This window comes from Ruegeria sp. N4 (assembly GCF_056531425.1).
The window spans coordinates 90,245-114,616 of the sequence record NZ_JBQFLT010000003.1 but is presented as its reverse complement, the minus strand read 5'-3'; the positions used below and the strand labels follow the sequence as shown (position 1 = coordinate 114,616).

Annotated in this window: 24 protein-coding genes; 9 read left to right on the top strand and 15 right to left on the bottom strand. The window is 60.5% G+C overall.

The genetic code is table 11. The annotated features are described in order from the left end of the window. Window positions 1-96: 96 nt before the first annotated feature. From ACR0LW_RS07050 to ACR0LW_RS07030, 5 genes are all read left to right on the top strand, one after another. Window positions 97-1,026, top strand: a complete 930-nt coding sequence (locus ACR0LW_RS07050; RefSeq protein WP_480882041.1) for an AEC family transporter — start codon at window positions 97-99, stop codon at window positions 1,024-1,026. A 103-nt stretch (window positions 1,027-1,129) separates the two neighbouring features. Then, complete coding sequence (gene fghA, locus ACR0LW_RS07045; protein ID WP_480882040.1) at window positions 1,130-1,963, top strand: S-formylglutathione hydrolase; 834 nt, start codon at window positions 1,130-1,132, stop codon at window positions 1,961-1,963. A 3-nt stretch (window positions 1,964-1,966) separates the two neighbouring features. Continuing rightward, window positions 1,967-3,418 carry a Si-specific NAD(P)(+) transhydrogenase gene (sthA, locus tag ACR0LW_RS07040; protein WP_170632466.1) on the top strand — a complete coding sequence of 484 codons (1,452 nt, stop codon included), beginning with the start codon at window positions 1,967-1,969 and terminating at the stop codon, window positions 3,416-3,418. After that, a complete protein-coding gene (locus ACR0LW_RS07035) occupies window positions 3,415-3,870 on the top strand; it encodes a YaiI/YqxD family protein (protein WP_480626657.1) in 456 nt (151 codons plus the stop codon). The genes sthA and ACR0LW_RS07035 overlap by 4 nt, the downstream gene beginning before the upstream one ends. A gap of 143 nt (window positions 3,871-4,013) precedes the next feature. Continuing rightward, window positions 4,014-4,634: an HAD family hydrolase gene (locus ACR0LW_RS07030; protein WP_480882039.1), complete on the top strand. Its 621-nt coding sequence runs from the start codon at window positions 4,014-4,016 to the stop codon at window positions 4,632-4,634. On the opposite strand, the gene ACR0LW_RS07025 is transcribed toward ACR0LW_RS07030, so the two are convergent. From ACR0LW_RS07025 to ACR0LW_RS06955, 15 genes are all read right to left on the bottom strand, one after another. After that, complete coding sequence (locus ACR0LW_RS07025) at window positions 4,631-5,872, bottom strand: MFS transporter (protein ID WP_480882157.1); 1,242 nt, start codon at window positions 5,870-5,872, stop codon at window positions 4,631-4,633. The genes ACR0LW_RS07030 and ACR0LW_RS07025 overlap by 4 nt on opposite strands. 165 nt (window positions 5,873-6,037) lie before the next feature. Then, the gene (locus tag ACR0LW_RS07020) at window positions 6,038-6,799 is read right to left on the bottom strand and encodes a Phenylacetic acid catabolic protein (RefSeq protein ID WP_480584791.1); all 762 of its coding nucleotides are present in this window, start codon (window positions 6,797-6,799) and stop codon (window positions 6,038-6,040) included. 13 nt (window positions 6,800-6,812) lie between these two features. Next, the gene (locus ACR0LW_RS07015) at window positions 6,813-7,886 is read right to left on the bottom strand and encodes a 2Fe-2S iron-sulfur cluster-binding protein (RefSeq protein WP_480882038.1); all 1,074 of its coding nucleotides are present in this window, start codon (window positions 7,884-7,886) and stop codon (window positions 6,813-6,815) included. 13 nt (window positions 7,887-7,899) lie between these two features. Continuing rightward, window positions 7,900-8,358, bottom strand: a complete 459-nt coding sequence (gene paaD, locus ACR0LW_RS07010; protein WP_480584794.1) for a 1,2-phenylacetyl-CoA epoxidase subunit PaaD — start codon at window positions 8,356-8,358, stop codon at window positions 7,900-7,902. 6 nt (window positions 8,359-8,364) lie between these two features. Then, window positions 8,365-9,132, bottom strand: coding sequence for a 1,2-phenylacetyl-CoA epoxidase subunit PaaC (gene paaC / locus ACR0LW_RS07005; RefSeq protein WP_480584796.1), 768 nt, complete (start codon window positions 9,130-9,132; stop codon window positions 8,365-8,367). Then, window positions 9,132-9,416, bottom strand: a complete 285-nt coding sequence (gene paaB, locus ACR0LW_RS07000; RefSeq protein WP_170453879.1) for a 1,2-phenylacetyl-CoA epoxidase subunit PaaB — start codon at window positions 9,414-9,416, stop codon at window positions 9,132-9,134. The genes paaC and paaB overlap by 1 nt, the downstream gene beginning before the upstream one ends. A gap of 23 nt (window positions 9,417-9,439) precedes the next feature. Next, window positions 9,440-10,417, bottom strand: coding sequence for a 1,2-phenylacetyl-CoA epoxidase subunit PaaA (gene paaA, locus ACR0LW_RS06995; protein WP_170736023.1), 978 nt, complete (start codon window positions 10,415-10,417; stop codon window positions 9,440-9,442). A 15-nt stretch (window positions 10,418-10,432) separates the two neighbouring features. After that, complete coding sequence (gene pcaF, locus ACR0LW_RS06990; protein WP_480584801.1) at window positions 10,433-11,635, bottom strand: 3-oxoadipyl-CoA thiolase; 1,203 nt, start codon at window positions 11,633-11,635, stop codon at window positions 10,433-10,435. Window positions 11,636-11,845: 210 nt separating this feature from the next. Further along, complete coding sequence (locus ACR0LW_RS06985) at window positions 11,846-12,661, bottom strand: PaaX family transcriptional regulator C-terminal domain-containing protein (protein WP_480882037.1); 816 nt, start codon at window positions 12,659-12,661, stop codon at window positions 11,846-11,848. Between the two features lie 49 nt (window positions 12,662-12,710). Next, window positions 12,711-14,741 (bottom strand): phenylacetic acid degradation bifunctional protein PaaZ, encoded by a 2,031-nt coding sequence (paaZ, locus tag ACR0LW_RS06980; protein WP_480882036.1) that lies wholly within the window; start codon window positions 14,739-14,741, stop codon window positions 12,711-12,713. Window positions 14,742-14,861: 120 nt separating this feature from the next. Next, a complete protein-coding gene (locus ACR0LW_RS06975; protein WP_480882035.1) occupies window positions 14,862-16,049 on the bottom strand; it encodes a cytochrome P450 in 1,188 nt (395 codons plus the stop codon). Beyond that, window positions 16,049-17,401: a TRAP transporter large permease gene (locus tag ACR0LW_RS06970; RefSeq protein ID WP_480882034.1), complete on the bottom strand. Its 1,353-nt coding sequence runs from the start codon at window positions 17,399-17,401 to the stop codon at window positions 16,049-16,051. Before ACR0LW_RS06970 ends, ACR0LW_RS06975 begins: the two co-directional genes overlap by 1 nt. Further along, the gene (locus ACR0LW_RS06965) at window positions 17,401-17,904 is read right to left on the bottom strand and encodes a TRAP transporter small permease (protein ID WP_480584814.1); all 504 of its coding nucleotides are present in this window, start codon (window positions 17,902-17,904) and stop codon (window positions 17,401-17,403) included. Before ACR0LW_RS06965 ends, ACR0LW_RS06970 begins: the two co-directional genes overlap by 1 nt. Window positions 17,905-17,961: 57 nt before the next feature. Beyond that, on the bottom strand, window positions 17,962-18,981 hold the full coding sequence (locus ACR0LW_RS06960) for a TRAP transporter substrate-binding protein (RefSeq protein ID WP_480882033.1): 1,020 nt from the start codon (window positions 18,979-18,981) through the stop codon (window positions 17,962-17,964). Window positions 18,982-19,051: 70 nt separating this feature from the next. Beyond that, window positions 19,052-21,076, bottom strand: a complete 2,025-nt coding sequence (locus ACR0LW_RS06955; RefSeq protein WP_480882032.1) for an FAD-dependent oxidoreductase — start codon at window positions 21,074-21,076, stop codon at window positions 19,052-19,054. Window positions 21,077-21,179: 103 nt separating this feature from the next. Here ACR0LW_RS06955 and paaG point away from each other — a divergent pair, with 103 nt between their 5' ends. The 4 genes from paaG to ACR0LW_RS06935 are packed head-to-tail and all read left to right on the top strand — an operon-like array spanning window position 21,180 to window position 24,328. Next, window positions 21,180-21,965 carry a 2-(1,2-epoxy-1,2-dihydrophenyl)acetyl-CoA isomerase PaaG gene (gene paaG, locus ACR0LW_RS06950; RefSeq protein WP_480882031.1) on the top strand — a complete coding sequence of 262 codons (786 nt, stop codon included), beginning with the start codon at window positions 21,180-21,182 and terminating at the stop codon, window positions 21,963-21,965. A gap of 2 nt (window positions 21,966-21,967) precedes the next feature. Next, the gene (gene paaI, locus ACR0LW_RS06945; RefSeq protein WP_170453890.1) at window positions 21,968-22,393 is read left to right on the top strand and encodes a hydroxyphenylacetyl-CoA thioesterase PaaI; all 426 of its coding nucleotides are present in this window, start codon (window positions 21,968-21,970) and stop codon (window positions 22,391-22,393) included. Window positions 22,394-22,417: 24 nt separating this feature from the next. Continuing rightward, window positions 22,418-23,728 carry a phenylacetate--CoA ligase PaaK gene (gene paaK / locus ACR0LW_RS06940; RefSeq protein ID WP_170736007.1) on the top strand — a complete coding sequence of 437 codons (1,311 nt, stop codon included), beginning with the start codon at window positions 22,418-22,420 and terminating at the stop codon, window positions 23,726-23,728. Window positions 23,729-23,731: 3 nt separating this feature from the next. Continuing rightward, a complete protein-coding gene (locus ACR0LW_RS06935) occupies window positions 23,732-24,328 on the top strand; it encodes a TetR/AcrR family transcriptional regulator (RefSeq protein WP_480882030.1) in 597 nt (198 codons plus the stop codon). Window positions 24,329-24,372 lie beyond the last annotated feature (44 nt).

Sequence of the window (24,372 nt, the reverse complement as noted above, 5' to 3'; positions counted from 1 at the left end):
ACGTCACGATCCTGTGAAATCCGGCACTTCCAGTACGGTCGCCCCTGCCCCAAGACCGGGCTTGCAGCAGGCCCAAACCATGCTAGGACAAGACCCATGGTCGAGGTCTTTCTGCGCACGCTGCCCTTCTTTGCGATCATCGGCCTGGGCTATTGGGCCGGGCGCACCCGGTTTTTCTCGGCCGAGGCCACCGCCTATCTGACCAAGTTCGTGTTCTTTTTCGCACTGTCGGCGATGTTGTTCCGATTTGCGGCCACCCTGCCCTTTGCCGAGATCTTCAATGGCCGCCTGATCCTAGGATACCTGATCGGAACGCTGGCGGTTTATTCCCTTGCCACCCTTGTCGCGTGGTTGCGCGGCATGGACATCCCCACCGCAGCGGTCGAGGCGCAATGTGCCGCCATTGGCAATGTCGGATTTCTGGGCCTGCCGATGCTGGCCCTGCTGCTGACCGAGGCCGCGATTGGCCCGGTGATGCTGGTGTTGGCGGTTGATCTGGTGGTGTTTTCCTCACTGATTGTCATTCTGATCAACGGTGGGCGGGACGGAAAACTAACCCCTTCAACGCTGCGCCTGATCGGGATCGGCTTGCTGAAAAACCCGATGATCGTGTCCATTTCCGCCGGTCTGATCTGGTCAGCCTTGCAAGTGCCGGTACCCGGCCCCCTGAATGATTTCCTGACCATTCTGGGCGGGGCCGCAACGCCCGGCGCGCTGTTCGCCATCGGAGCCTCTCTGGCCGGAAAATCCGCCGAGCGCGTCCACATCGCCGCCTGGCTCAGCTTTTGCAAACTGGTCATCCATCCGGCCTGCGTGGCCGTGGCCGTGATCTGGCTGGTGCCCGTCGATGCCTTTCCGGCGGCGGTCGCAATCGCAGCGGCGGCGCTGCCCGTGGCGGGCAATGTCTACATGCTGGCCGCTCATTACAATGTCGCCCCGCATCGCGCCTCGGCCGCGATTTTGTTGTCTACTGTGGCCAGCATCCTGACCGTTCCGGTGGTCATCGCATGGGTCGCCACCTTCTGATCTTCACCTTTTCGAAAAATACGCGCGACGAAGGCGCCCGGACTTTACGTAGGGGCCTTGGACCGTTAGCCATGGGCGAACCCTAACGTAAGGAAAAGACCTGATGGAAACCCTTTCGGAAAATGCCTGTTTCGGTGGCGTGCAGGGCGTCTACCGCCATGCCTCGACCGCGTGCCAATGCGACATGACCTTTGGCCTGTTTCTTCCGGCCGAGGCAAAAGACGGCCCGGTTCCGATCCTGTGGTATCTGTCGGGCCTGACCTGCACCCATGAAAACGCGATGACCAAGGCGGGGGCGCAAGCCTGGGCTGCTGAACAGGGCATCGCGGTCATCTTCCCCGATACCTCGCCGCGCGGCGAAGGTGTGGCCGATCACGAGGATTACGATCTGGGTCAGGGTGCCGGGTTCTATGTGAACGCTACGCAATCCCCCTGGGCCCCGCATTTCAACATGTGGGATTATGTGGCCGAGGAGTTGCCCGCCTTGGTGGTCGAGAATTTTGCCATCGACATGGACCGTCAAGCCATCACCGGTCATTCGATGGGCGGCCACGGTGCGCTGACGCTGGCGATGAACCTGCCGGGACGTTTCCGGTCGGTGTCGGCCTTTGCGCCGATCTCGAACCCAACCGGGGCCGAATGGGGCCGCAAACAACTGAGAGCCTATCTGGGCGATGACGAAGCGGCCTGGGCGAAACATGATGCGTCCCTGCTGATGAAGGAAAAGGGGTTTGATGGCCCGATCCTGATCGACACCGGTGCAAGCGACCAGTTCATCGACCTGCTGCGCCCCGAAGCGCTGGCCGCCGCCATCGCCGAGCGTCGCCAGCAGGCCACTTATCGCCTGCAACCGGGCTATGATCATTCCTATTTCTTTGTGTCCACCTTCATGGAAGACCACATCACCTTCCATGCCGAAGCGCTGTACGGAGACTGAGGCATGAGCGATTATGACTACGACCTGATCATCATCGGGTCCGGTCCCTCGGGGCGGTCCGCCGCGATTCAGGCCGGTAAGCTGAAGCGCCGCGTGTTGGTGATCGACCGCAAGGATCGGTTTGGCGGCGTGTCGGTCCATACCGGCACCATCCCGTCGAAAACCCTGCGCGAGACGGTGCTGAACCTGTCCGGCTGGCGCGAGCGCAGCTTTTATGGGCGGTCCTATCGCGTCAAGGACCAGATCCGCGCCGAAGACCTCAAGGCCCGTCTGCATATGACGCTGGATCATGAGGTCGATGTGCTGGAACACCAGTTCAATCGCAACCACGTGGAAACCCTGAACGGGTTGGCCTCGTTCGTTGGCCCGCATGAGATCGAAGTTGCCACCGATGCCGGTGAGAAAACGCGCCTGACCGCAGCCAAGTTTCTGATCGCCACCGGAACCAAAACCTATCGCCCCGATTATGTGCCCTTCAACGGCAAGACCGTCGTGGATGGTGACGATTTTCTTGAGATGGCCGAGATTCCACGCTCGCTGGTCGTCATCGGGGCTGGGGTGATCGGGGTGGAATACGCCACCATGTTCTCGGCGCTGGATGTGCGGGTGACGTTGATCGAACCACGGGAAACCTTCCTCGATTTCATCGACAGCCGGTTGATCCACGATTTCACCCATCAGATCCGCGAGAACGGTGTCGATCTGCGATTGGGCTCTGCGGTCGAGAAAATCGAAGACACCGGCGACCACGTTGAAGTCACGCTGGAAAACGGTCGCCACGTTCGCGCCGAAATGCTGTTGTTTGCGGCCGGGCGGATGGGCGCGACCTCGGCGTTGAATCTGGACGCGGTCGGGCTGGAAACAGACCACCGCAACCGGATCAAGGTGGATCGCAAGACCTATCAAACTTCGGTGCCACATATCTACGCAACCGGCGATGTGATCGGGCACCCCTCGCTGGCCTCGACCTCGCTGCAACAGGGGCGTGTTGCCGCGTGTCACGCGCTGGAAACACCGACCTTGCCTGAGAGCCCCTGGTATCCTTATGGCATCTATTCGGTACCCGAGATTTCCACCTGCGGCATGTCCGAGGAGGAGTTGCAGGAGCGTGGCATTCCCTATGAGGTCGGCGTGGCGCGGTTCCGCGAAACCTCGCGCGGGCATATCATGGGGTTGGAACATGGCATGCTGAAGATGCTGTTCTCGCTGAAAACCCGCCGGGTTCTGGGCGTGCAGATCGTCGGTGAAGGCGCGACCGAGCTGATCCATATCGCGCAGGCCGTGCTGAACCTGAAAGGCACCGTGGATTACTTTGTCCAGAACACGTTCAATTATCCAACGCTGGCCGAAGCCTACAAGATCGCCGGTCTGGACGCATTCAACCGAATGCCGATTCCGGAAGAGTTCAAGGTGAAAAAGAAGCCAGCGGCGACGAAAGAGGCAAAGAAGGCGTGACAACGCTCTATATCGATGGCGATGCCTGCCCCGTGAAGGCCGAGGCCGAGCGGGTGGCGACACGGCACAAGGTTCCGATGGCGCTGGTGTCGAATGGCGGGCTGCGGCCTTCGGCGAACCCTTTGGTGCAGGTGGTCATTGTCTCGGAAGGGGCTGACGAAGCGGATAAGTGGATCGCCGAACGCTGCGGGCCAGGCGATGTGGTGGTCACATCCGACATCCCCTTGGCTGCAAAATGTGTCGAGGCCGGCACCCGCGTGCTGCGCCCCAACGGCGAGGCGTTCACCACCGCCAATATCGGTCAGCAACTGGCGATGCGCGACCTGATGGCGGACCTGCGCGCGGCAAATCCGTTGGGTGCAGGGGGCGGGGGCAAACCCTTCAGCAAGGCCGACCGGTCCCGGTTTCTGGACGCCTTGGAACGGGAACTGAGGGCTGCAAAACGGGCATAGCCCTCCCGCCCGTCGGCGATGCATCAAAGATGCATCTTCTCCGGTTGGGCCGGGCAGCGCTGCGCGCTGCGGTTGGTGCTTGAACTTGAACGCTTTGCTTGGTTCAGTCGGCGCGCGGCAGGAACCAAACACAGGATCACGACATGTCCATCCAAGCGGTCATTTTTGATATCGGCAATGTACTGATCGAATGGCAACCCGAACGTTACTATGACCGGGTAATCGGAGAAGATCGCCGCCGCGCCATGTTCGACGAGGTCGATCTGCACGGCATGAACGATCTGGTGGATCAGGGCCATCACTTCACCGATACGATCTACAACTGGGCCGAGAAATACCCCAACTGGCGTGACGAGATTCGCATGTGGCACGACAAATGGATCGAACTTGCCACGCCTGAAATTCCGCATTCGGTCCGGTTGCAGCGAGCTTTGCGCGCCAAGGGCGTGCCTGTCTTTGCGCTGACGAATTTCGGCGTACAGAATTTCGACTATGCCACCACTGTCTATCCGTTTCTGAACGAGTTTGACCGGCACTATGTCTCGGGTCGGATGAAGATGGTAAAGCCCCATGTGCCGATCTATGCGCAGGTCGAGGCCGATTGTGGCCTGCCGCCCGAGGCGTTGCTGTTCGCGGATGACCGGATCGACAACATCGAAACCGCGCGGTCCCGTGGTTGGCAGACGCATCACTTCACCGGCCCGCAAGGCTGGGCGGATCGCCTGGTGGCCGAAGGCTTGCTGACCGAAGAAGAAGCGCGCTAGGCTGCTGCGGGTGTTGCGCCCCGGTTTTCGCGGATCGGCAGATGGACGATGGCACTGAACGCTCCGACCGCGACGCCGATCCACCAGACCATGGTGTAGTCGCCATAGACGTCATACATCCGCCCGCCGAGCCAGACGCCCAGGAACCCTCCGATCTGGTGGCTGAGGAAGATGAAGCCGTAAAGCGTGCCCATGTAGCGCAGCCCATACAGATGCGCGACAAGGCCCGAAGTCAGCGGCACCGTGGCCAGCCAGAGCGATCCCATGACGATTGAGAAGACGATCACCGAGGTTGGCGTGATCGGCATCAGAATAAACGCCGCAGCCGCGAGGGTTCTGGCTGTGTAGATCGCGGCGAGCAGGTATTTCTTGGGGAAATGATTGCCCGCCCAGCCCGCCAACAGCGTGCCGCCGATATTGGCAAGACCCACCAATGAAATCGCCACCGCGCCCAAGGCAGAAGTGGTGGTGATACCCAGCGAATGCAGAACACCTCCGGGCTGAATGGGGCCGCACATCTCGGTCACGAAAGCCGGGAAATGGGCGGTGATGAAGGCCAGTTGATAGCCGCAACTGAAAAAACCCAAGAAGATCAAAGCGTAGGATGGGTCCCGGAAGGCGCGACCCAGGATCTGGCTCATGCTTTCTTCCAACTCGGCCTTGCTGACCGGTTGCGGCGCGCGCATGAAGGGCAGCGTCAGAACAAGCGCAAGGATCGCAAAGGCGAACACGATAAACACCTGTTGCCACGGCAGGAAGGTGAGCAACCATTCAGCAGTTGGCGCGCCGATCACCTGACCGAAGCTGCCCGCAGCAGTCACAATCGCCAGAGACATCGACCGGTTCTTGTCCGATGAGGCGCGGCCAACCACAGCCAGAACAACGCCGAACCCGGTGCCTGCGATGCCAAAGCCCACCAGCCAGGCGTACATCTGGTGCCCAAAGGGCGTGATCGACCAGGCCGACAGAACCATACCTGCGGCATAGGTCAATGCACCGAGGATGATCGCCTTTCGATCACCGATCTTTTCGGCAATCGCAGCAAAGATCGGTTGCCCAATGCCCCAGGCCAGGTTCTGGATCGCAATGGCCAGGGAAAAATCGGTGCGCAGCCAGCCGAACTCATCCGCAATCGGGATCTGAAACACCCCGAACGAGGCGCGCACAGCGAAGCTGACCGTGATGATGATACACCCCACGATCAGGATCGGATTCAACAGTCGGGCGGATTGCGGCATGGGGACCTCGGGGCGCATTGATCCGGCAGACGTTAGCGGATTCAGACGGCCCGTCAATTCAACAGATTTGCGGTCACGCATCAGAAATATTGATGCTCTAATCAACCTCAAAAGCAAAGGGCCGTCTGGTCGCGAATTACAGGCGGCCAAGTCGGACGACAGGGTCTAGACGGGCTTTCTAAGGTTCAACGTCGCCAAGGTCTCGCCCATCGCATGGTTCCACCGCTCTCGCAGCATGTGGTTTTCGGTGCGTCTCAGGTTCATGGATTTCAGAAGCTCGAACCGTTTCGGATCATCGCCCCCGAACGAGGCTGCCACGCGGGGCCACCAATAATCGACCGAGCTTTGCATCGCGTCCGCCTCGCCCGCAGCGATCAGCTTGGTTGCGCCCTCCAAGGCCAGATCGCCGTGGTTCGCCTCGATAGGCGCGATGATCCGGAAAGCCTCGGCCAGCGGCTGATACGAGATCGTCGAAAACTCGGCCAGTTGCTCGGCGACGGCTCGGCTCATCAGCAGGTTCATGACGACGGCATCTGTCCAGCCGCTGATCGGGTAGTTGAACACCGCAAGGCGCATGTCGTGTTTGCTGCGGGTCGCGCCAATGTCGGCATCACGGTCCAGACGCGCGGTCCAGGGGTGATGGGTGGCGTATCTTTCGGTGTCTGCCCCGAACTCACCCATAATCTTCAGGACGCGATCCGCGTTGTCGGTTTTTTCAAGCACGATCTTGGCGGCCGCGATGCGTTCCTTGATGCCCGGCCCCTGATTGATAATGTCGGCAAACCCGGCGGCCCCGGCCAGTTCGCTATCCACGAAAGTGGCCATCAGCTTCATCAGTTCGGCCCGGTATCGCGGCGGGACATTGGTTGGATTGGTCAGCACCCCGCCTGCGGCCAGATAGCTGTCGAGTGTCATGGTATCGCTCATCAATCCTCTCCTGTCACTGATCGTAGTCGACGACGACGCGGTCGGTCACCGGATAGGCCTGACAGCTTAGGACATAGCCCTTTTCGACCTCGTAATCCTCAAGCGCGTGATTGGCGAGCATTTCGACCTCGCCCTCGAGCACGCGGCAGCGGCAGGTGGAACAAACTCCTGCCTTGCAGGCGTATGGCGCGTCCATGGCGTTTTCCAGCGCGGCCTCAAGAATGGACTGATCCTTGGGTAGGGTCATGGTCTGAGTGGCCCCGTCCAGCGTGATCGACGCACTGGTCTGGTTGGCCTGCGTGCCCGCCTGCGCCGCGCTTGCCTTGCGCTTGGCCCGTCCCGGTTGGGCGCTGGCGAAAAGCTCGAACTTGATCTGGCTGTCTTCCAGCCCGTGGTCGCGCAAAGCGGCGGCAATCCCCAGCATCATCGGTTCCGGTCCGCAGATAAAAGCGGTGTCCACGTTTGTGATATCGATCCAATGCTTGAAAAGCTGGCCGCATTTGTCCTGCGTGACCAGACCGGTGAACAAGTCAATCTCTTGCGCGTCGGCTTCGAGGATGTGGATCACGTTCAGGCGGCCCATATAGAGGTTTTTCAGGTCCTCCAGCTCTTCCCGGAACATGATCGTGTTGATGCCTTTGTTGGCATAGATCAGCGTGAAACGGGATTTGGGCTCGCGGGCCAGCGTGGTTTTCAGGATCGACAGAACCGGCGTGATGCCCGAGCCGCCGGCAAAGCCAATATACTGTTTCTCTGCATCGGCATCGATGGGCGCGTGGAAGCTGCCCTTAGGTGGCATCGCCTGCACGACGTCGCCAACGGTAAGTTCTGCATTGGCCCAGCTTGAAAAGGCACCGCCCTCGACGCGTTTGATCCCAACCTGCAAAACACCGTCATCCTTGCCCGCGCAGATCGAATACGAACGGCGCAGTTCCTCACCGTCAAAATCACGCCGGAAGGTCAGGTACTGACCTGCAGTAAAGTCGAACTGATCCGCCGCACCGTTTACGGGCTCAAGCGTCACCACTACCGCATCGCGGATGGTCTTGTGGATGTCGGTGACTTTCAGATCATGAAAACGTGCCATCCGGTGCTCCTCCTCAGATGCACTTGAAATAGTCAAAGGGTTCCAGGCAATCGGTGCAGCGCCAATGGGCCTTGCAGGGGGTCGAGCCGAACTGGCTGACCTTCTCGACCGCCTTGCTGCCGCAATGGGGGCACCGGTCCGGGCCGCCCGCCGGTTGCGGCGGTGCAATGCCATAGTCTTCCAACCGGGCACGGCCCTTATCGCTCAGCCAATCGGTGGTCCAGGCGGGGGCGATGCTGGTTTCGATCCGGACATCCCCGATCCCGTGATCGCGCAGGGCGGTTTCGATATCCATGCTGATAACCGACGTCGCCGGACAGCCGGAATAAGTTGGTGTGACCGTAACGACCAACGTTTCAGCCTCCCACCGCACGTCACGGACAATGCCCAGATCGACGACCGAGATTACCGGGATTTCGGGGTCGGGAACGGCATCCAGCCAGCCCCAGATCTGGTCGGTCGAGGCCTGCATCACATCTCACCACTTCGCGCCGGGATAGGCGCGTTGCAGCCATTGCATCTGTGTCAGCAGGTGGCCCAGATGCTCGGTATGCATCCGCCCATCGCGCCCGCCCTTATGGGTAAAACGGCTGTCCGGAATGGTCAGCGTTGCCTTGGTCAAAACAAGTTCAACCAAAGCGTCATATTCGGCGCGCAGATCGGACGGGTTCGGCGCGATCCCCGCTGCAACCATCTGGGCATCGATATCGTCGCTGACAAACATCTCACCCACGTAAGGCCACAGGTAATCCAGCGCCTGCTGCATCCTTGCGTGGCTTTCCTCGGTCCCGTCACCAAGGCCCACCACCGTATCGCCTGAGCGTTCCAGATGATAGGTAACTTCTTTGCTGGCCTTCGCGGCGATGGCCGCAACCCGCTCGTCCGAGGATGTCATCAGACGCCCCAGCATGATCGAGTGCCACGCGTCGAACAGGAACTGGCGCATCAGCGTACGACCGAAATCGCCGTTCGGCACCTCGACCAGCAGCACATTGCGGAAATCCCAGGCATCGCGCAGAAAGGCCAGATCATCGGCGCTTTTGCCGCCATCAACCTCGCCCGCAAGGCCAAGCCACATCTGGGTCTGTCCGATCAGGTCCAGCGCGGTATTGGCCAGCGCGATGTCCTCCTCCAACACCGGCGCATGGCCGCACCACTCGCTGACGCGGTGACCCAGGATCAAGGTATTGTCCCCCATCCTCAGCAGGAATTGCAGCAAAGCGTCGTTGGAAACCGAAACACTCATTACATCGCCCCCACGTCTTCGGGAATGTCGAAGAAGGTCGGATGGCGGTACACTTTGCTTTCGCTGGGTTCATACAGCGGGCCTTTGTCGCTAGGTGACGAGGCCGAGATGTTGTTGGCTTCGACCACCCAGATCGAAACGCCTTCGTTGCGGCGGGTGTAAACATCCCGCGCGTTCTTGATCGCCATTTCCGCATCGGGCGCATGAAGCGAACCGACATGCCGGTGGCTCATCCCATGCTGGCCGCGGATGAAGATTTCCCACAGGGGCCATTCGTTGTTCATCGGGTTTCCTCCTTTGGGCAAGCTTATTCCGCCGCCAGATTGCCAGCGCGTTTCTTGCGGGCATGGGCCAGCAGCCCGTCGCGGACCCACTGGCCGTCATCCCAGGCCTTGTTGCGCGCGGCCAGACGATCCACGTTGCAGGGGCCGTTGCCTTTGAGCACGTCGAAGAACTCGGACCAGTCGGGTTCCGAGAAATCGTAATGCCCGCGGTTCTCGTTCCATTTCAGGTCCGGGTCGGGGATGGTCAGGCCCAGATACTCGGCCTGCGGCACGGTCTGGTCGACAAATTTCTGGCGCAGTTCGTCATTGGTGTTGATCTTGATCTTCCACGCCATCGACTGCGCCGAATGCACGGAATCCTTGTCGGACGGTCCAAACATCATAAGCGACGGGAACCAGAACCGGTTCAGCGCGTCCTGCGCCATCCTGCGCTGCTCGGGCGTGCCTTCGGCCATCTTGCGGATCGCATCATAGCCCTGACGCTGGTGAAAGCTTTCTTCCTTGCAGATGCGGATCATGGCGCGGGAATAGGGGCCATAAGACGTGCGCTGCAGCGGCACCTGATTCATGATCGCGGCCCCATCGACCAACCACCCGACCGCCCCGATATCGGCCCAGTTCAAGGTCGGATAGTTGAAGATTGACGAGTATTTCATGCGCCCGTCCAGCAGCATCTCGGTGATCTCGTCGCGGCTGACGCCCAGCGTTTCGGCAGCGCAGTACAGATACAGGCCATGCCCGGCTTCGTCCTGCACCTTGGCCAAAAGGATCGCCTTACGCTCCAGCGTTGGCGCGCGCGTGATCCAGTTGCCTTCGGGCAATTGACCGACAATCTCGGAATGCGCGTGCTGCCCGATCTGGCGGATCAGAGTCTTGCGATAGGCCTGAGGCATCCAATCCTTGGGTTCGATCTTGATATCCGCGTCGATCCGCGCCTGAAATTCCGCCAGCTTTTCCGGATCGTCGTCCGACGCTTCGGATTTTACCATCTGAGCGTACATGTTCCGTCTCCTCCGTCACACGCGTTCAAGAATTAGGGCTGCGCCCTGCCCGACACCCACACACATGGTGCACAGCGCATAGCGGCCCCCGGTTCGTTTCAACTGATAGGCCGCGGTCAGTACCAGCCGCGCGCCGCTCATTCCCAAGGGGTGGCCAATCGCAATCGCGCCGCCATTCGGGTTGACGTGCGGTGCATCATCGGCCACGCCCAGTTCCCGCAGTGTCGCCAACCCCTGAGAGGCGAAGGCTTCGTTCAACTCTATCACGTCCATCTGATCGATGCTCAGCCCCGCACGGGCCAGAACCTTGCGGCTGGCAGGCACCGGACCGATCCCCATGACACGCGGCTCTACCCCCGCGACCGACATGCCTACCACGCGGGCCATTGGGGTCAGATCGTTCTTTGCCGCTGCCGCCTCATTCGCCATCAGGATCGCAGCGGCCCCATCATTCACGCCCGAGGCATTTCCCGCCGTAACCGTCTTGTCCGGTCCGTTCACTCCCTTGAGGCCCGAAAGCTTTTCTGCCGTTGTTCCCGGTCGCGGATGTTCGTCGGTGTCCAAGACGATCGGATCGCCCTTGCGCTGCGGGATCGAGACCGGGGTGATTTCGTCGCTGAACACTCCGGCGGCATGCGCGGCCTGCCAACGGGCCTGGCTGCGCGCGGCAAAGGCATCCTGATCCTCGCGGCTGATCCCGTAATCCTCGGCCACGTTATCAGCGGTTTGCGGCATGGAATCGATCCCGTAATCCTGCTGCATCTTAGGGTTCACAAAGCGCCAGCCAATCGTGGTGTCATACACCACATTGCTGCGCGTGAAGGCGGACGTCGCCTTGGGCATCACAAACGGCGCGCGAGACATGCTTTCTACACCACCCGCGATGGCCAGATCGTAATCCCCCGCCTTGATCCCGCGCGCGGCCATTCCGACCGCATCCATGCCGCTTGCACACAGGCGGTTTATCGTTGTTCCGGGAACGTCAATCGGCAACCCGGCCAATAGCGCGGCCATGCGTGCCACATTGCGGTTGCTTTCACCTGCCTGATTGGCGTCGCCATAGATCACATCATCCACGCTGGCCCAGTCAACCTGGGGATTGCGGGCCTTCAGGGCGGCCAGCGGGATGGCGGCCAGATCATCCGTGCGCACAGAAGACAACGCTCCGCCATACCGTCCAATCGGAGTGCGCGTCGCGTCGCAAATGAATGCGTCCATCTGTAATGTCTCCTGTTCGCAGGAACCGTCATTAACCGTCTGGTCGGTTAATAAATGCAGATCCGATTCGAGGCAAGCCTTATGTTACCATATCATCGCCTGCTTCGCATATTGTGTAACATGATTATCCATGCCTATGCCGCCACAATGGTCGAACCAACCCAAGCCGCTGGTTTTGTGCCTTCACAGGTCTGGGCAACCGGCCCTGCGTCAATCGTCCAGCGCGGCTTCCAATGTTGCAAGATCGGGGCGGGGCAGCTTGTCCAGCAACCGAAAGACCGCCTCGCGGCACTCTTCCCCCTTCCAATCCGAAGGCAGAAAGGCAGGTGGCAGGGCCGGGTGGCGCAGGATCAGACGCCGCCACCCGTGCACGATTAAAACGCGCAACACGGCAGTTCGCAGCGCATCGTTCACGCCTTTTGCGGGCAGAAGGTGTTCGACACCCTGAATCGAGCTCCAGAACTGGTCATACGCCGTTTTCAGGGCCTCTGGCCCGCACAGATCACGCAGCCAATCGGGTGCCGCGATGGTGCTGCTTTCGATGCCCAGCAACTCCTCTAGCCCGTCCGGGATCGGGCCGGGCGCCATGGCTGTTGTGGGACTCACCGAGATATAGTCCCCGGTCAGCATCAAATCCGACAGTTCTTTCCGGGAACTCTCGGTATTGCTGGCAATCAGCACATGCCACACATCAGGCCTAGTCGTTTCGCGGGCATAGATACGCGGCGCGGCGGCGGCGCTTTGGCTGCGGCCGAATTCGGTGAGCCTGTGCACACTGTTCCGCCCCACCCGTGTACTTTCGATCCAGCCTTCCTTGCGCAACCGGTGCAGCGCGACACGCGTCGCTTCGGCCTTGATCCCGGCCAGAGCGGTGAGCGTGGTAATCAGCGCACCACTCACCTGATCCGACCCGTTCTGCGCAAGATCGCCAAAAATCGTAACCAGAACCGACCACACCCGCTGCGTGCCCGTGTTTGTCAGTTGGCTGACGCAGGTTTCGAACCAATCAGGAGCCGTATCTTTCATAGGCCAAGTATAATCGGGCCGGACGGAATTTCCATCCGGCCTTGTGGGTCTAGTAGGCGACCATGGTCAGCAATTCGTACTCTGCGACCATATCATCATCCTGCTGGGTCAGGGTGACATGCCAGCGAACCTCGCCATATTCGTCATTGCGCTTGGTCTTGCTTTTGACCGTCAGGCGCACCTTGATCGTATCCCCCGCCTCGACCGGTTTCATGAAGCGCAACCCGTCCAGGCCGGTATTGGCCAGAACCGGCCCTTCATTCGGCTCAACAAACAACCCCGCAGCAAAGGACAGCAGAAGGTATCCATGCGCGACGCGGCCCGGGAAAAACGGGTTTCGTTCCGCTGCTGCCTGATCCATGTGGGCATAGAACGTATCACCGGTGAAATGGGCAAAATGTTCGATGTCCTCCAGCGTGATGGAGCGCGGGTCGGTGTGGATGGTCTCACCAATCGCAAGCTCGTGGAATCTGCGGGTAAAGGGATGGGCCGGGCCTGCGATCTCGGTAGCACCCGGCACCCATTTGCCGCCAATTGCGGTCAGCAGATCGGGTGAACCCTGAATGGCGGTGCGCTGCATATAGTGTTTCACGCCGCGCACGCCGCCCATTTCTTCGCCGCCCCCGGCGCGACCGGGTCCACCATGGACCATATGCGGCAAGGGTGAGCCGTGTCCGGTGGATTCGGTCATCGAGTCGCGATTGTTGAAGTAAAGCCGCCCGTGATAGGCCCCCGCCCCCATCGCAACCTGCCGCGCCACATCCGGGTCATGGGTGATAACCGACGCCACCAGCGACCCCTGCCCCCGGTTCGCCAGTTCGATCGCATGGTCGAGATCGCGATACCCCATCACTGTGCTGACCGGACCAAAGGCTTCGGTGTCGTGCACGCGCCGCGCCGCATCCGGGTTGGCGCAGTGGTACAGCATGGGCGGCAGAAACGCGCCTTTCTCGGCATCCGCGCCATCGACGGTGAAATCATCCGGGTTGCCAAAGACACGCTCGGCCTCTTGCCCGATGATCGCGGCCTTATCCAGAACGTCGCGTTTCTGACTGGTCGAGACCAGCGCGCCCATGCGCGTGGTCTCCAGCCTTGGGTCTCCGATGGCCGTTTTGGCCAGCCGCGCGGACAGCGCCTCGATCACCGCCTGCACCTGCGACTCGGGCGCGATGATCCGGCGGATTGCGGTGCATTTCTGACCCGCTTTTGTGGTCATTTCACGCTGAACTTCCTTGACGAACAGGTCAAATTCCGGCGTGCCCGGCTGCGCATCCGGGCCGAGGATCGAGCAATTCAGGCTGTCCTGTTCCGCCACAAACCGCACCGAGTTCTGCAAGATCACAGGGTTGGACCGCAGGTTCAGAGCAGTATCGGCAGACCCTGTGAAACTGACCACGTCCTGCATGGTCAGGCGATCCAGCATATCGCCCAGCCCGCCCGAGACCAGTTGCAGCGCGCCCGCTGGCAAAATGCCCGAGTCCAACATCAGCCGGACACAGAGTTCAGTCACATAGCAGGAATTCGTCGCCGGTTTCACAATCGCCGGAACACCTGCCAACAGGGTCGGCGCCAACTTTTCCAACATCCCCCAGACAGGAAAGTTGAACGCGTTTATATGAACCGCCACGCCATGCAGCGGGGTGCAGATGTGCTGACCCAGAAAGGTACCATTGCGCGATAGCTGCTCGACCTCACCATCCAGATATACATGCCCGTCCGGCATCTCGCGCCGGCCCTTTGAAGCGAAGACGAACATCGTGCCGATACCGCCGTCGATGTCGATCAGGTGATCCGACTGCGTGGCGCCCGTGTTGAAGGACAGGTCATAAAGGGCCTGCTTGTGCTGGCCCAAATGCAGAGACAGCGCCTTGAGCATCTTGGCCCGCTCGTGAAATGTCATCTTGCGCAAGGCCGGGCCGCCGACGTTGCGCGCGTGGTCCAACATCGCCTGCACGTCCAACGCGCTGTTGCCCGCCGTGGCGATCACCTCGCCTGTGACAGCGCAGGCAATGGTGCGGGCCCCTTCGCCGGGCGAAACCCACTCACCGGCTGCGAAGCTGGAAATCTGTTGGATGGTCATGAGCGTCTCCTCATCTGCATGGCGATCTTCGCGCAGCCCTTTGCCGGTCTGACGAAATGATATTTTAAACCGTACGGTCGGTCAATAAATTCCCGAGCCGATACCCCTGAACCAAACATCTCAAACCTGCGCGGGCAGTCGTGCGAAGCCGCGAAACCGGATCCGCCCGCCGCGTTCGACACCTTCCGTGATACGATAGTTGGGGAACCGGGTCAGAAAACGCCCGACGGCAACGCGCCCCTCCATCCGCGCCAGGGTCAGGCCGACGCAGGTATGGGGTCCACCGGCAAAGGCGTGATGCTTGTTGGGGCGGCGGTTCAACTGGACATCATCAGGCCGGTCGAACTGCCGCGGGTCGCGGTTGGCCGCGCCGATGCACAGATGAATGTCGGTCCCCGCCGGGATTGTTTCTCCGTGAAACGGCACGTCTTGGGTGGTCAAACGATTGCCAAACTGGTTCGGGCTTTCCAGCCGCAGAAACTCATCAACTGTGGTGGTGATCAGATCGGGGCCGGCCAGCAACTCGGCCCGTTTGTCGGGGTGGCGGTCCAGCAACTCCAACGCGTTGCCGATCAGGTTGGTGGTGGTCTCATGCCCCGCATTCAGGATGAAAATGCAGTTCTGATACAGCTCGACCTCGGTCAGCCCGCCATCGGTGTCGTCCTGCATCAGCCGGGTCAGAACATCCGTCGCGGGGTCTCCGGGATTGGCGCGGCGGTCTTCTACGATATGCCTCAGGAAATCCTTGAAGTCGGATACCGAGCGGTTGCCCCACTCTTCTTGCTCTGGCGTCAATTTGGGCTCCAATGCGCCGAGAATGGCCAAAGACCAATCGCGCAGCGGCCCCCGCTCGGACCGGGGAATGCCCAAAAGGTTGCCGATGATTTCTATCGGGATCGCACCGGCAAAATCCTCGATCAGTTCCACCGTGCCCTTCGCCTGCATCTCGTCCAGCAACCCATCGACCAGCTGGATCAGCCCCGGCTCCATCTGCGCCAAAGCCCGCGGGTTCATCGCGCCGACCATCACCTTGCGAACACGGGTGTGCAGGGGCGGGTCGTTGAACACCAGGCTGGTCGTGTGATGTTCAAACAAAGGGCTGTCGACCCCGTATTTGGGGCCAAAAACCGCCTTTTTATCAGATATGAACCGGTCCGTGTCCCGATACACCAGATCCAGATCATCATATCGCGACAGAACCACAGATCCGTCGGGCTGCCAGCAGACCGGCGTGTCCTCGCGCAGCGTGGCGTAGGTTGGATACGGGTCGGCATGAAACCCTTCTGGCAATGCGATCAGGGAGAACATCAGTGACCCATCGCCCCCATATGTTCGGGCAGAACCAGCACCAGCCACGGCACCAGAACGATCAGGGCCAGGCGGAAGATGTCCGCCACCCAGAACGGTGTGACGCCTGTGAAGATGGTACCTGTCGACACATCGCCGACCACGCCTTTCAGGATGAACACGTTCAAACCGACAGGGGGCGTGATCAGGCTGATCTCGGTGACGACAACGACGACAATACCGAACCAGATCGGGTCATAGCCCAGCGACGTGACCAGCGGGAAAAAGATCGGCACTGTCAGCAGCAACATCGACAGCGATTCAAAGACGCAGCCCAGAATGATGTAGATGCCGAGGATCATCAGGATGACCACGAAGGGTTCCACCTCATACGCCGTGACCAAGGCGATCAAGGCTTCGGGCAGACCGGCAAGGTTGATGAAATTCGAAAAGATCTGAGCCCCGATCAGGACCGAGAACAGCGCCGCCGCCGTAAATGAGGTTTCTTTCAGCACCTCAAAGGTGGACGCCAGCGTAAGCCCACCACGGGACAGAGCGATCAGGAACGCGCCCATTGCACCCATGCCCGCAGCCTCGGTCGGGCTGAAGGTCAGGTTCAGCGGGTAGAAATCGAACACACCATACAGGCCCCCGATCACCAGAAAGAACAGCAGCAACACAGCCCAGACCGAGCGCAGTGCTGACAGACGCTCTCCCCAGCCATGGCGTTCGCCCGCCGGACCGGACTCGGGCCTGCGCCAAACCGTCCAGCGCACCGCAAACAGGTAGAACAGAATGCCCAACACGCCGGGAATGATACCCGCGACGAACAGCTTGCCGATCGAGGTTTCGGTCAGCAGGCCGTAGATGACCAGAATCACCGACGGCGGGATCAGAATGCCCAGCGTGCCGCCTGCCGCAATCGACGCTGTCGACAGCTCATCCGAATAGCGGTAGCGGCGCATTTCCGGCATGGCGACTTTGGACATGGTTGCAGCCGTCGCCAGTGAAGAGCCGCAAATGGCCGAGAACCCGCCGCAGGCCGCGACGGTCGCCATGGCGATACCACCGCGAAAGTGCCCCAGAAAGGCGTTCGAAACCGCATAAAGTTCACGCGCCAGACCGCCTTTGTTCACGAACAGGCCCATAAGGATGAACAACGGGACAACCGACAGGCCGTAATCCTGCGCCGTATCGGTGATCTGACGACCCACCATCGACATCGCGGCCTTTAACCCACGCTCGGACAGGATGCTGCCGCCGCGTTCATAGGCAAAGCCCAGCGTCCCGACCAGGCCCATTGCAAACACGATGGGCAGCCGCAGCAGCACCAGGACAAGAACAAGGGCAAAACCGATCAATGCGGCAGTCATCAGGCGTGCTCCGACAAGGCGTGGGGGGCGAAGATCTGCAGAAGGCCGGTGATGATCATTGCAACGGCGGTGATCGCAGTGAAACCGGCGATGAACCAACCCACGTAGAAAACCGGGATCGACAGGTATTCGGTGACATCACCATAATCCCGCGCGCGCTCCGCCAGAACCCAGACCCGCTGAATCGGCCAGATCAGCATGATGCCGGACACCAGATAGACAATCGCATCGCGCACCCGGCTCAGCCGCAGGCGCGAGAATATCCCATCCGTCAAGTCCACCGCGATCTGCCCCTTCCCCGCCGAGATCATCGGCAGAACCGAGAACACAAGGATCGCCATCAGTATCCGCGTCAGCTCGGTCGCGGCCTCAATCGGAGCATTGAAGACAGAGCGCAGGATGACGTCGAAAAAGGTCATCACCATCAGGATGAACAGCGCCACACAGGCCAGCACCGTTGGAATGATGCTGACGCGACGCGCAAAGGTCACGAGAGATTGCATGATTGGTCCCCGGTGGGTGAAACTGGCTGGCGGATCGATCCCGCCAGCCAAAGCGCGTTATTGCGCAGCCATTTCATTGACGATCATGTCATAGGCGGCCTGCGCATCGACGCCGGTGCCGTTGACCTCATCAATCACCTTGGCGCGCACATCCACTGCAATCGCATTGAACTTTTCCAGATCCTCGGCAGAGGCTGTGTTGATCGCGTTGCCCTCGGTCCCTTCGGTGGCTTCCCGGCCAATCGCGTCAATCTCATCCCAGATCTTGCCGATCTCGCGGCTGAGCGGTTCGCCAAAGACGTTCTCTTCCAGCGCGGCCTGCAGGTCGGCGGGCAGATCGGCAAAGGTATCCTCGTTCATGATGAAAGCAAACGACCCGCGATACAGACCACCCGGAACTTCGTAAACGTTCTGCGCCACTTCGGTCAGCTTGAAGCCCTTGCGGGATTCAAAGGGCATGACCACGCCATCGGCCGCTTTCGAGGCCAGCGTTTCGTATACTTTCGGCGCAGGCACCTGAATACCGGTTGCCCCCAGCGCCGTACCGACGTCACCGCCAACACCACCCGGAATACGGACCTTGAGGCCCGAGACTTCGTCCAGCGCGGTCACCGGGCTGCTGGAATGCAGCTGCGCCGGGCCATGGGTATGCAGGGCGATCACTTTCACACCGCGATGTTCATCCGCTGCCTTGAGGTGCTGGTCATAGGTGCGCCAATAGGCAACCGAGGCATCCTCGGCCGAGCCTTCATATCCGGGCAGTTCGATCATCTTGGTGGTGACGAACCGGCCCGGCTGATAGCCGTGGAAGATGATCGAGGCATCCGCCGCGCCATCCATGATCAGGTCCATCTGCGCGGGCGGAGGGGCAAGGCCCAGCTTCAATTCGGCAGTGACCTGACCATCGGTGGCGTCTTCAACCATCTCGACGAATTTCGGCCACATTTTGGCGTTGATACCATGGGTCGGCGGGGCCCAGCTGGAAATGGTCAGCGTGTAATCCGCCGCCAGCGCTACGGTGCCCGAAACGGCCAGCGCGGCCGAGGCCAAAAGCGTGCTCAACTTGGTAAGTTTCATGGTTCTGTCTCCTCCCTGTGAAACATGACTCGCAAATGCGTTAATGGTCGCTTTTGTAACCATCAACATGTTAAAGACCCTCAAGCCCTTCCGCGATGCGCCAAGACCCCGGACTTTCTGCAGCGACGGTTGCCATGGTTGCGCGGGTGACGTCCGGCCCGATCTCTTTGCAATAGGCCATCGGCCCACCGCGCCAGCGCGGAAAGCCGTATCCTTGGATTTGTACCATATCGACGGCCTCGGTGTTTTCCGCGATCCCCTCTTCGAGGATCAATTCCCCCTCATTGGCCAGCACGGCGAGTATACGCGAGGTGATCCCGTCATCCGAAAAAGCGCGGCGAGTAATGCCCTGCTGCGCGGAATAGGCTTCGATCAGCGCCTCAACCTCGGGATCGCGGATCGGCTCGCGCTTGCCGTCCTCGTAGCGATACCACCCTTTGCCCGTGCGCTGGCCAAACCGGTCCATTTCACACAGCTGGTCCGCGATGGTCACATAGCGTTCGCCCGGATCGCGGGTTGCATCATTGCGCTTGCGATTGGCCCAGGCGATCTGAAGGCCGGTCAGGTCCTGCAACTCATACGGCCCCATGGGCATTCCAAACGCCCGCATGGCCCGATCCACCTGATAGGGCAGCGCCCCGTCCGCCAGCAGATAATCGGCCTCGCGCCGGTAAGCGGCCAGCATACGGTTGCCGATAAACCCGTCGCAAATGCCCGACAGAACCGAGATCTTGCGCAGCTTTTTACCCAGCGCAAACCCGGTTGCGACCACCTCGGCCGAGGTGTGCGGGGTTTGCACAACCTCCAACAGCTTCATGACATGGGCCGGGCTAAAGAAATGCAGGCCAATGCAGCGAGACGGGTTGTCAATGCCCTCGAAAATCTCCAGCGGGTCCAGATAAGACGTGTTGGTCGCCAGAATTGCGTCTTGGGGCATATGGCGGGCCAGTTCCGCAAAAACCTGTTGCTTGACGGACAGGTCTTCGAAAACCGCCTCAATCGCCAGTTCTGCATCGGCGGCCTCGGCGTACTTGTCCACGGCCCGAAAACCGGCCAGACGATCCCGAAGCTGCACCTCGGTCATCTTACCCCGTTTGACGGCCCCCTGCAGCAAACCCTCGACCCGGTTGTGCGCCGCTACCGCCGCATCCGAGTCCCGTTCGATCAAAGTGACCGACAGGCCACCACTCAGGGCAGCGGTGGCAATTCCGGCGCCCATCAGCCCCCCGCCGACAACGGCGACCCGACTTATGTCGCGCGCGGTTGCGCCTTTGATCACGGCGGGTTTCGCCACGCTGCGTTCCGCAAAAAAGGCGTGGCGCAGGGCGCGGCTTTCTGCGCTTTGGCGCAGTTTCAGATGGCGGGCACGCTCTTTCGGCTGTGCTGTTGCAAACGGCTCGGCAGACCATTCCAGCGCGGTCAGGTTCTCCAGCGGCGATTGCTGCCCTTTGGCGCGTTTCTTCAGGTCCTGGCGGCTGATGTTCAGCAGGTCAGGCGCAAAATCTGCCACGGGGCGCTGGCTGACAGGAATCGGACGTTCGGGCAGGTTGGCGACGAAGTCAGGGATCGCGGCCTTGGGGTCCTCTGCGACAAGATCCACGCCCCCGAGTTTGGCCAAAGCCTCGGCTTTTAGTATTTTTCCCGAGCACGCCATGTCGATAGCAGCCTGCATCCCTACAAGACGCGGCAAACGTTGCGTGCCCCCTGCGCCGGGGATCAGGCCCACATTGACCTCGGGCAGACCAAAGCCTGTACCTGGCGCGGCAGTCCGCCAGGCGCAGGCCATCGCAACCTCAAACCCGCCGCCCAGCACATTGCCGTGCATGCAGGCAATGAACGGCACCTGACTGTCTTCGATTTTCTGCACAACGTCCGGCAAATGCGGCTCAACCGGTGGCGCATCGAATTCGGACATATCTCCGCCCGCGATAAAGGTTCTGCCAGCGCAGCACAGCACCGCCACGCGCGCACCTTTGACCGCGTCAACCGCGTCGGACAGCCCCTGCCGCACCCCGGTCGAGGTTGCGTTCACCGGCGGGTTGTCAACCGTGACCCAGGCCACGTCCCCCCTGAAATCAACACGCACCAGCGACATGAGCTATTCCTTTGATCGGCCCGGAATCGGTTCGGGTTTATATATTGACCAACCGTTCGGTTAATGCAATGATTAAGTTGAAACGGGACCGGGCAGGACAGTCATGAGCGATACGATTCTTGTGCAAGACAACGGGAACTGGGTCGAAATAACCCTGAACCGTCCCGACAAGCTGAATGCGTTCAACGAAGAGATGCACCTTGCCCTGCAGAGCGCGCTGGAAACTGCGCGCGACAGCCGGGCTAGGGCGATCCTGCTGACCGGAGCCGGGCGTGGCTTCTGTGCCGGTCAGGACCTCGGCGACCGCGACCCGTCGAAAATGGATGGCCCGCCCGATCTGGGCAAAACGGTCCGCAGTTTCTATGCGCCGCTGGTCCGTTTAATACGGTCGATGGACTTTCCCGTGATCTGCGCCGTGAACGGCGTCGCCGCGGGCGCGGGCGCAAATCTGGCACTGGCCTGCGACATGGTTCTGGCCGGGGAAAGCGCAAAATTCATCCAAAGCTTCTCCAAAGTCGGGCTGATCCCGGATACCGGCGGCAGTTGGCACCTGCCCCGTCTTTTGGGTGAGGCTCGCGCCAAGGGTCTGGCGCTGACGGCGCAACCGCTTACCGCGAAACAGGCCGAAGACTGGGGGCTGATCTGGCAGGCGCTGCCCGATGATCAACTGATGGACGAGGCGCGCACGCTTGCCGCGCAACTCGCCAACGGCCCCACTCTTGGACTTGGCCTGACAAAACACTGCATTCAAACGGCGGCCACCACATCCCTGAGCGATCAGCTTGAGATCGAAGCAGATGCGATGAAAACCTGCGGCGAAAGCGCGGATTATGCCGAGGGTGTTTCCAGCTTTCTGGAAAAACGCGCACCGAATTTTCAAGGACGCTAAGGATGACCCCAAAGGAACGCGCCGAAAAATCCGCCGCCGCGATGTGGGCCAATGATGAGGCCAGCAAATGGTTCGGGATGGAGATCGCCGAGGTCGATGAAGGCCGCGCAGTCCTGACCCTGACCATCGCGCCCCATCACTGTAACGGGCACGGCATGTGCCACGGGGGCGTCACCCATGCGCTGGCCGACAGCGCCTTTGCCTTTGCCTGCAACAGCCGCAACACGGCAACCGTCGCGCAGCATACGACGATCAGCTTTCTCGCCCCCGGAAAAAAGGGCGACCAATTGACCGCGACCGCGACCGAAGTCACCGTTGCGGGCCGCAACGGTATCTACGACGTCCGCGTTACCAACCAGGACAACACTCTGATCGCCGAGTTTCGTGGCATGTCCCGCGCGATTGGTGGTCAGAATTTCGAAGAATAGCTTCGCGACCAGAGGAGGCACGCGATGGAAGACCTTTCCCCGAACCGGGCGGACCTGGACCCGATCGAGATCGCCTCGATCGACGAAATCCGCGCCACACAGCTTGAGCGCCTGAAATGGTCGGTACGCCACGCCTATGACAACGTTCCGATGTATCGGCAGCGCTTTGACGAGGCGGGCGTGCATCCTGACGATCTGCAACAGCTCTCCGATCTGGCGAAGTTTCCGTTTACCTACAAGAACGACCTGCGCGACAATTACCCGTTTGGCCTGTTCGCCGTCCCACGCAGCGAGATCATTCGCCTGCATGCCTCATCCGGCACGACGGGCAAACCGACCGTGGTGGGTTACACAAAATCCGACATCGACAATTGGGCCGATCTGGGCGCACGGTCCCTGCGCGCGTCGGGGCTGCGCAAGGGGGACATGGTGCACAATGCCTATGGCTATGGGCTGTTCACCGGCGGTCTTGGGGCCCACTACGGGATCGAACGGCTGGGCGCGACCGTGGTGCCCATGTCAGGCGGGCAAACCGAAAAGCAGGTCAGCCTGATCCATGATTTCCGGCCCGACGGGATCATGGTGACGCCGTCCTATATGCTCAATATCCTCGAACAGTTCCACAAAGCGGGGCTGGACCCGCGCGAAAGCTCGCTGAAGGTGGGTGTATTCGGCGCAGAACCCTGGACGGACGCCATGCGGGCCGAGGTTGAGGCCGCCTTTGACATGCACGCGGTCGATATCTACGGCCTGTCCGAAATCATGGGTCCCGGTGTCGCCAATGAATGCGTTGAAACCAAGGACGGCCCGGTGATCTGGGAGGACCATTTCTTGCCCGAAATCATCAACCCCGAGACCGGCGAGGTCCTGCCCGACGGCGAAACCGGCGAGCTGGTGTTCACGACCCTGACCAAAGAAGGTCTGCCGATGATCCGCTATCGCACGCGCGACCTGACCTGCCTTTTGCCGGGCACGGCGCGGTCCATGCGCCGCATGGCCAAGATCACCGGGCGCAGCGACGACATGATGATCCTGCGCGGCGTCAATGTCTTCCCCAGCCAGATCGAGGAACAGGTGATGGCGACCGGCGGCCTTGCGCCCTATTACCAGATCGAACTCTATAAATCCGGTCGCATGGACGCCATGCGTGTCTTTGTCGAGGCGGCGTTGGATTCCACCGATGAGTTGTCCAAGACTGCCGCGGCGCGAATGCTGACCAAGCGGATCAAGGACGTCGTTGGCGTTTCCACGGAAATTGTTGTAGGTGACCCCGGCGACGTCGAACGCTCTCAGGGCAAGGCGAAGCGCGTCATCGACAATCGCGACAAGGAATAAGCCGTGGCCCGGACAATTGCCAAAGACCACGACCAGAAACGGAAACAAATCCTGAAAATGGCGGCCAAAGTGTTTGCCGATCAGGGGTTTGACCGCGCCTCGATGACCTTGCTGGCCAAGGAATGCGGGATCTCAAAGGCCAACATCTATCATTACTACGACAGCAAGGATGCCATCCTGTATGACATCCTTGAAACCTATCTGCGGGAACTGCGCGACCGAATTTGCAACGTTGATCTGGACGGCTTGGACCCTGAGGAAAAGCTGCGCAAGGCCGTGCGCGAGATCCTGTTCGCCTATCAGGGTGCCGATGACGAACACCGGGTCCAGATCAGCGGCATGAGTGCCCTGACCCATGATCAACAGAAGCGGCTACGCGGCTATCAGATGGATTTGGTGAATTTCATGCGCGACATTCTGAAGGACCTGTCGCCTCAATCCTTTGGCGATGACAAGGACAAGCTGCGCGGAGCCACCATGTCTGTCTTTGGGATGCTGAACTGGTATTACATGTGGAATTCCGGCGCGGGGGCAAAAGCCCGCGAAGACTATGCCGATCTGGTCAGCTCCCTGACATCGGACGGGGTTCGAAACCTGTAGTTTCGGTATTTCTTCCCTGTCGGGTTATGTTGGCCTGAAACAAA

Coding starts and splice junctions, on each gene's coding strand:
- paaC (WP_480584796.1), bottom strand. CDS start 9,132: ATGAGTGTTTCGGTTTCCAACGACGCTTTGCTGCAATTCCTGCTGAGG.
- ACR0LW_RS07020 (WP_480584791.1), bottom strand. CDS start 6,799: ATGAGCGATACCATGACACTCGACAGCTATCTGGCCGCAGGCGGGGTG.
- paaB (WP_170453879.1), bottom strand. CDS start 9,416: ATGAACAACGAATGGCCCCTGTGGGAAATCTTCATCCGCGGCCAGCAT.
- paaI (WP_170453890.1), top strand. CDS start 21,968: ATGACCCCAAAGGAACGCGCCGAAAAATCCGCCGCCGCGATGTGGGCC.
- ACR0LW_RS07015 (WP_480882038.1), bottom strand. CDS start 7,886: ATGGCACGTTTTCATGATCTGAAAGTCACCGACATCCACAAGACCATC.
- ACR0LW_RS07050 (WP_480882041.1), top strand. CDS start 97: ATGGTCGAGGTCTTTCTGCGCACGCTGCCCTTCTTTGCGATCATCGGC.
- paaK (WP_170736007.1), top strand. CDS start 22,418: ATGGAAGACCTTTCCCCGAACCGGGCGGACCTGGACCCGATCGAGATC.
- ACR0LW_RS06975 (WP_480882035.1), bottom strand. CDS start 16,049: ATGTTCTCCCTGATCGCATTGCCAGAAGGGTTTCATGCCGACCCGTAT.
- fghA (WP_480882040.1), top strand. CDS start 1,130: ATGGAAACCCTTTCGGAAAATGCCTGTTTCGGTGGCGTGCAGGGCGTC.
- ACR0LW_RS06970 (WP_480882034.1), bottom strand. CDS start 17,401: ATGACTGCCGCATTGATCGGTTTTGCCCTTGTTCTTGTCCTGGTGCTG.
- paaD (WP_480584794.1), bottom strand. CDS start 8,358: ATGCAGGCCTCGACCGACCAGATCTGGGGCTGGCTGGATGCCGTTCCC.
- paaG (WP_480882031.1), top strand. CDS start 21,180: ATGAGCGATACGATTCTTGTGCAAGACAACGGGAACTGGGTCGAAATA.
- paaZ (WP_480882036.1), bottom strand. CDS start 14,741: ATGACCATCCAACAGATTTCCAGCTTCGCAGCCGGTGAGTGGGTTTCG.
- pcaF (WP_480584801.1), bottom strand. CDS start 11,635: ATGGACGCATTCATTTGCGACGCGACGCGCACTCCGATTGGACGGTAT.
- ACR0LW_RS06965 (WP_480584814.1), bottom strand. CDS start 17,904: ATGCAATCTCTCGTGACCTTTGCGCGTCGCGTCAGCATCATTCCAACG.
- ACR0LW_RS06985 (WP_480882037.1), bottom strand. CDS start 12,661: ATGAAAGATACGGCTCCTGATTGGTTCGAAACCTGCGTCAGCCAACTG.
- ACR0LW_RS06960 (WP_480882033.1), bottom strand. CDS start 18,981: ATGAAACTTACCAAGTTGAGCACGCTTTTGGCCTCGGCCGCGCTGGCC.
- paaA (WP_170736023.1), bottom strand. CDS start 10,417: ATGTACGCTCAGATGGTAAAATCCGAAGCGTCGGACGACGATCCGGAA.
- sthA (WP_170632466.1), top strand. CDS start 1,967: ATGAGCGATTATGACTACGACCTGATCATCATCGGGTCCGGTCCCTCG.
- ACR0LW_RS07030 (WP_480882039.1), top strand. CDS start 4,014: ATGTCCATCCAAGCGGTCATTTTTGATATCGGCAATGTACTGATCGAA.
- ACR0LW_RS07025 (WP_480882157.1), bottom strand. CDS start 5,872: ATGCCGCAATCCGCCCGACTGTTGAATCCGATCCTGATCGTGGGGTGT.
- ACR0LW_RS06955 (WP_480882032.1), bottom strand. CDS start 21,076: ATGTCGCTGGTGCGTGTTGATTTCAGGGGGGACGTGGCCTGGGTCACG.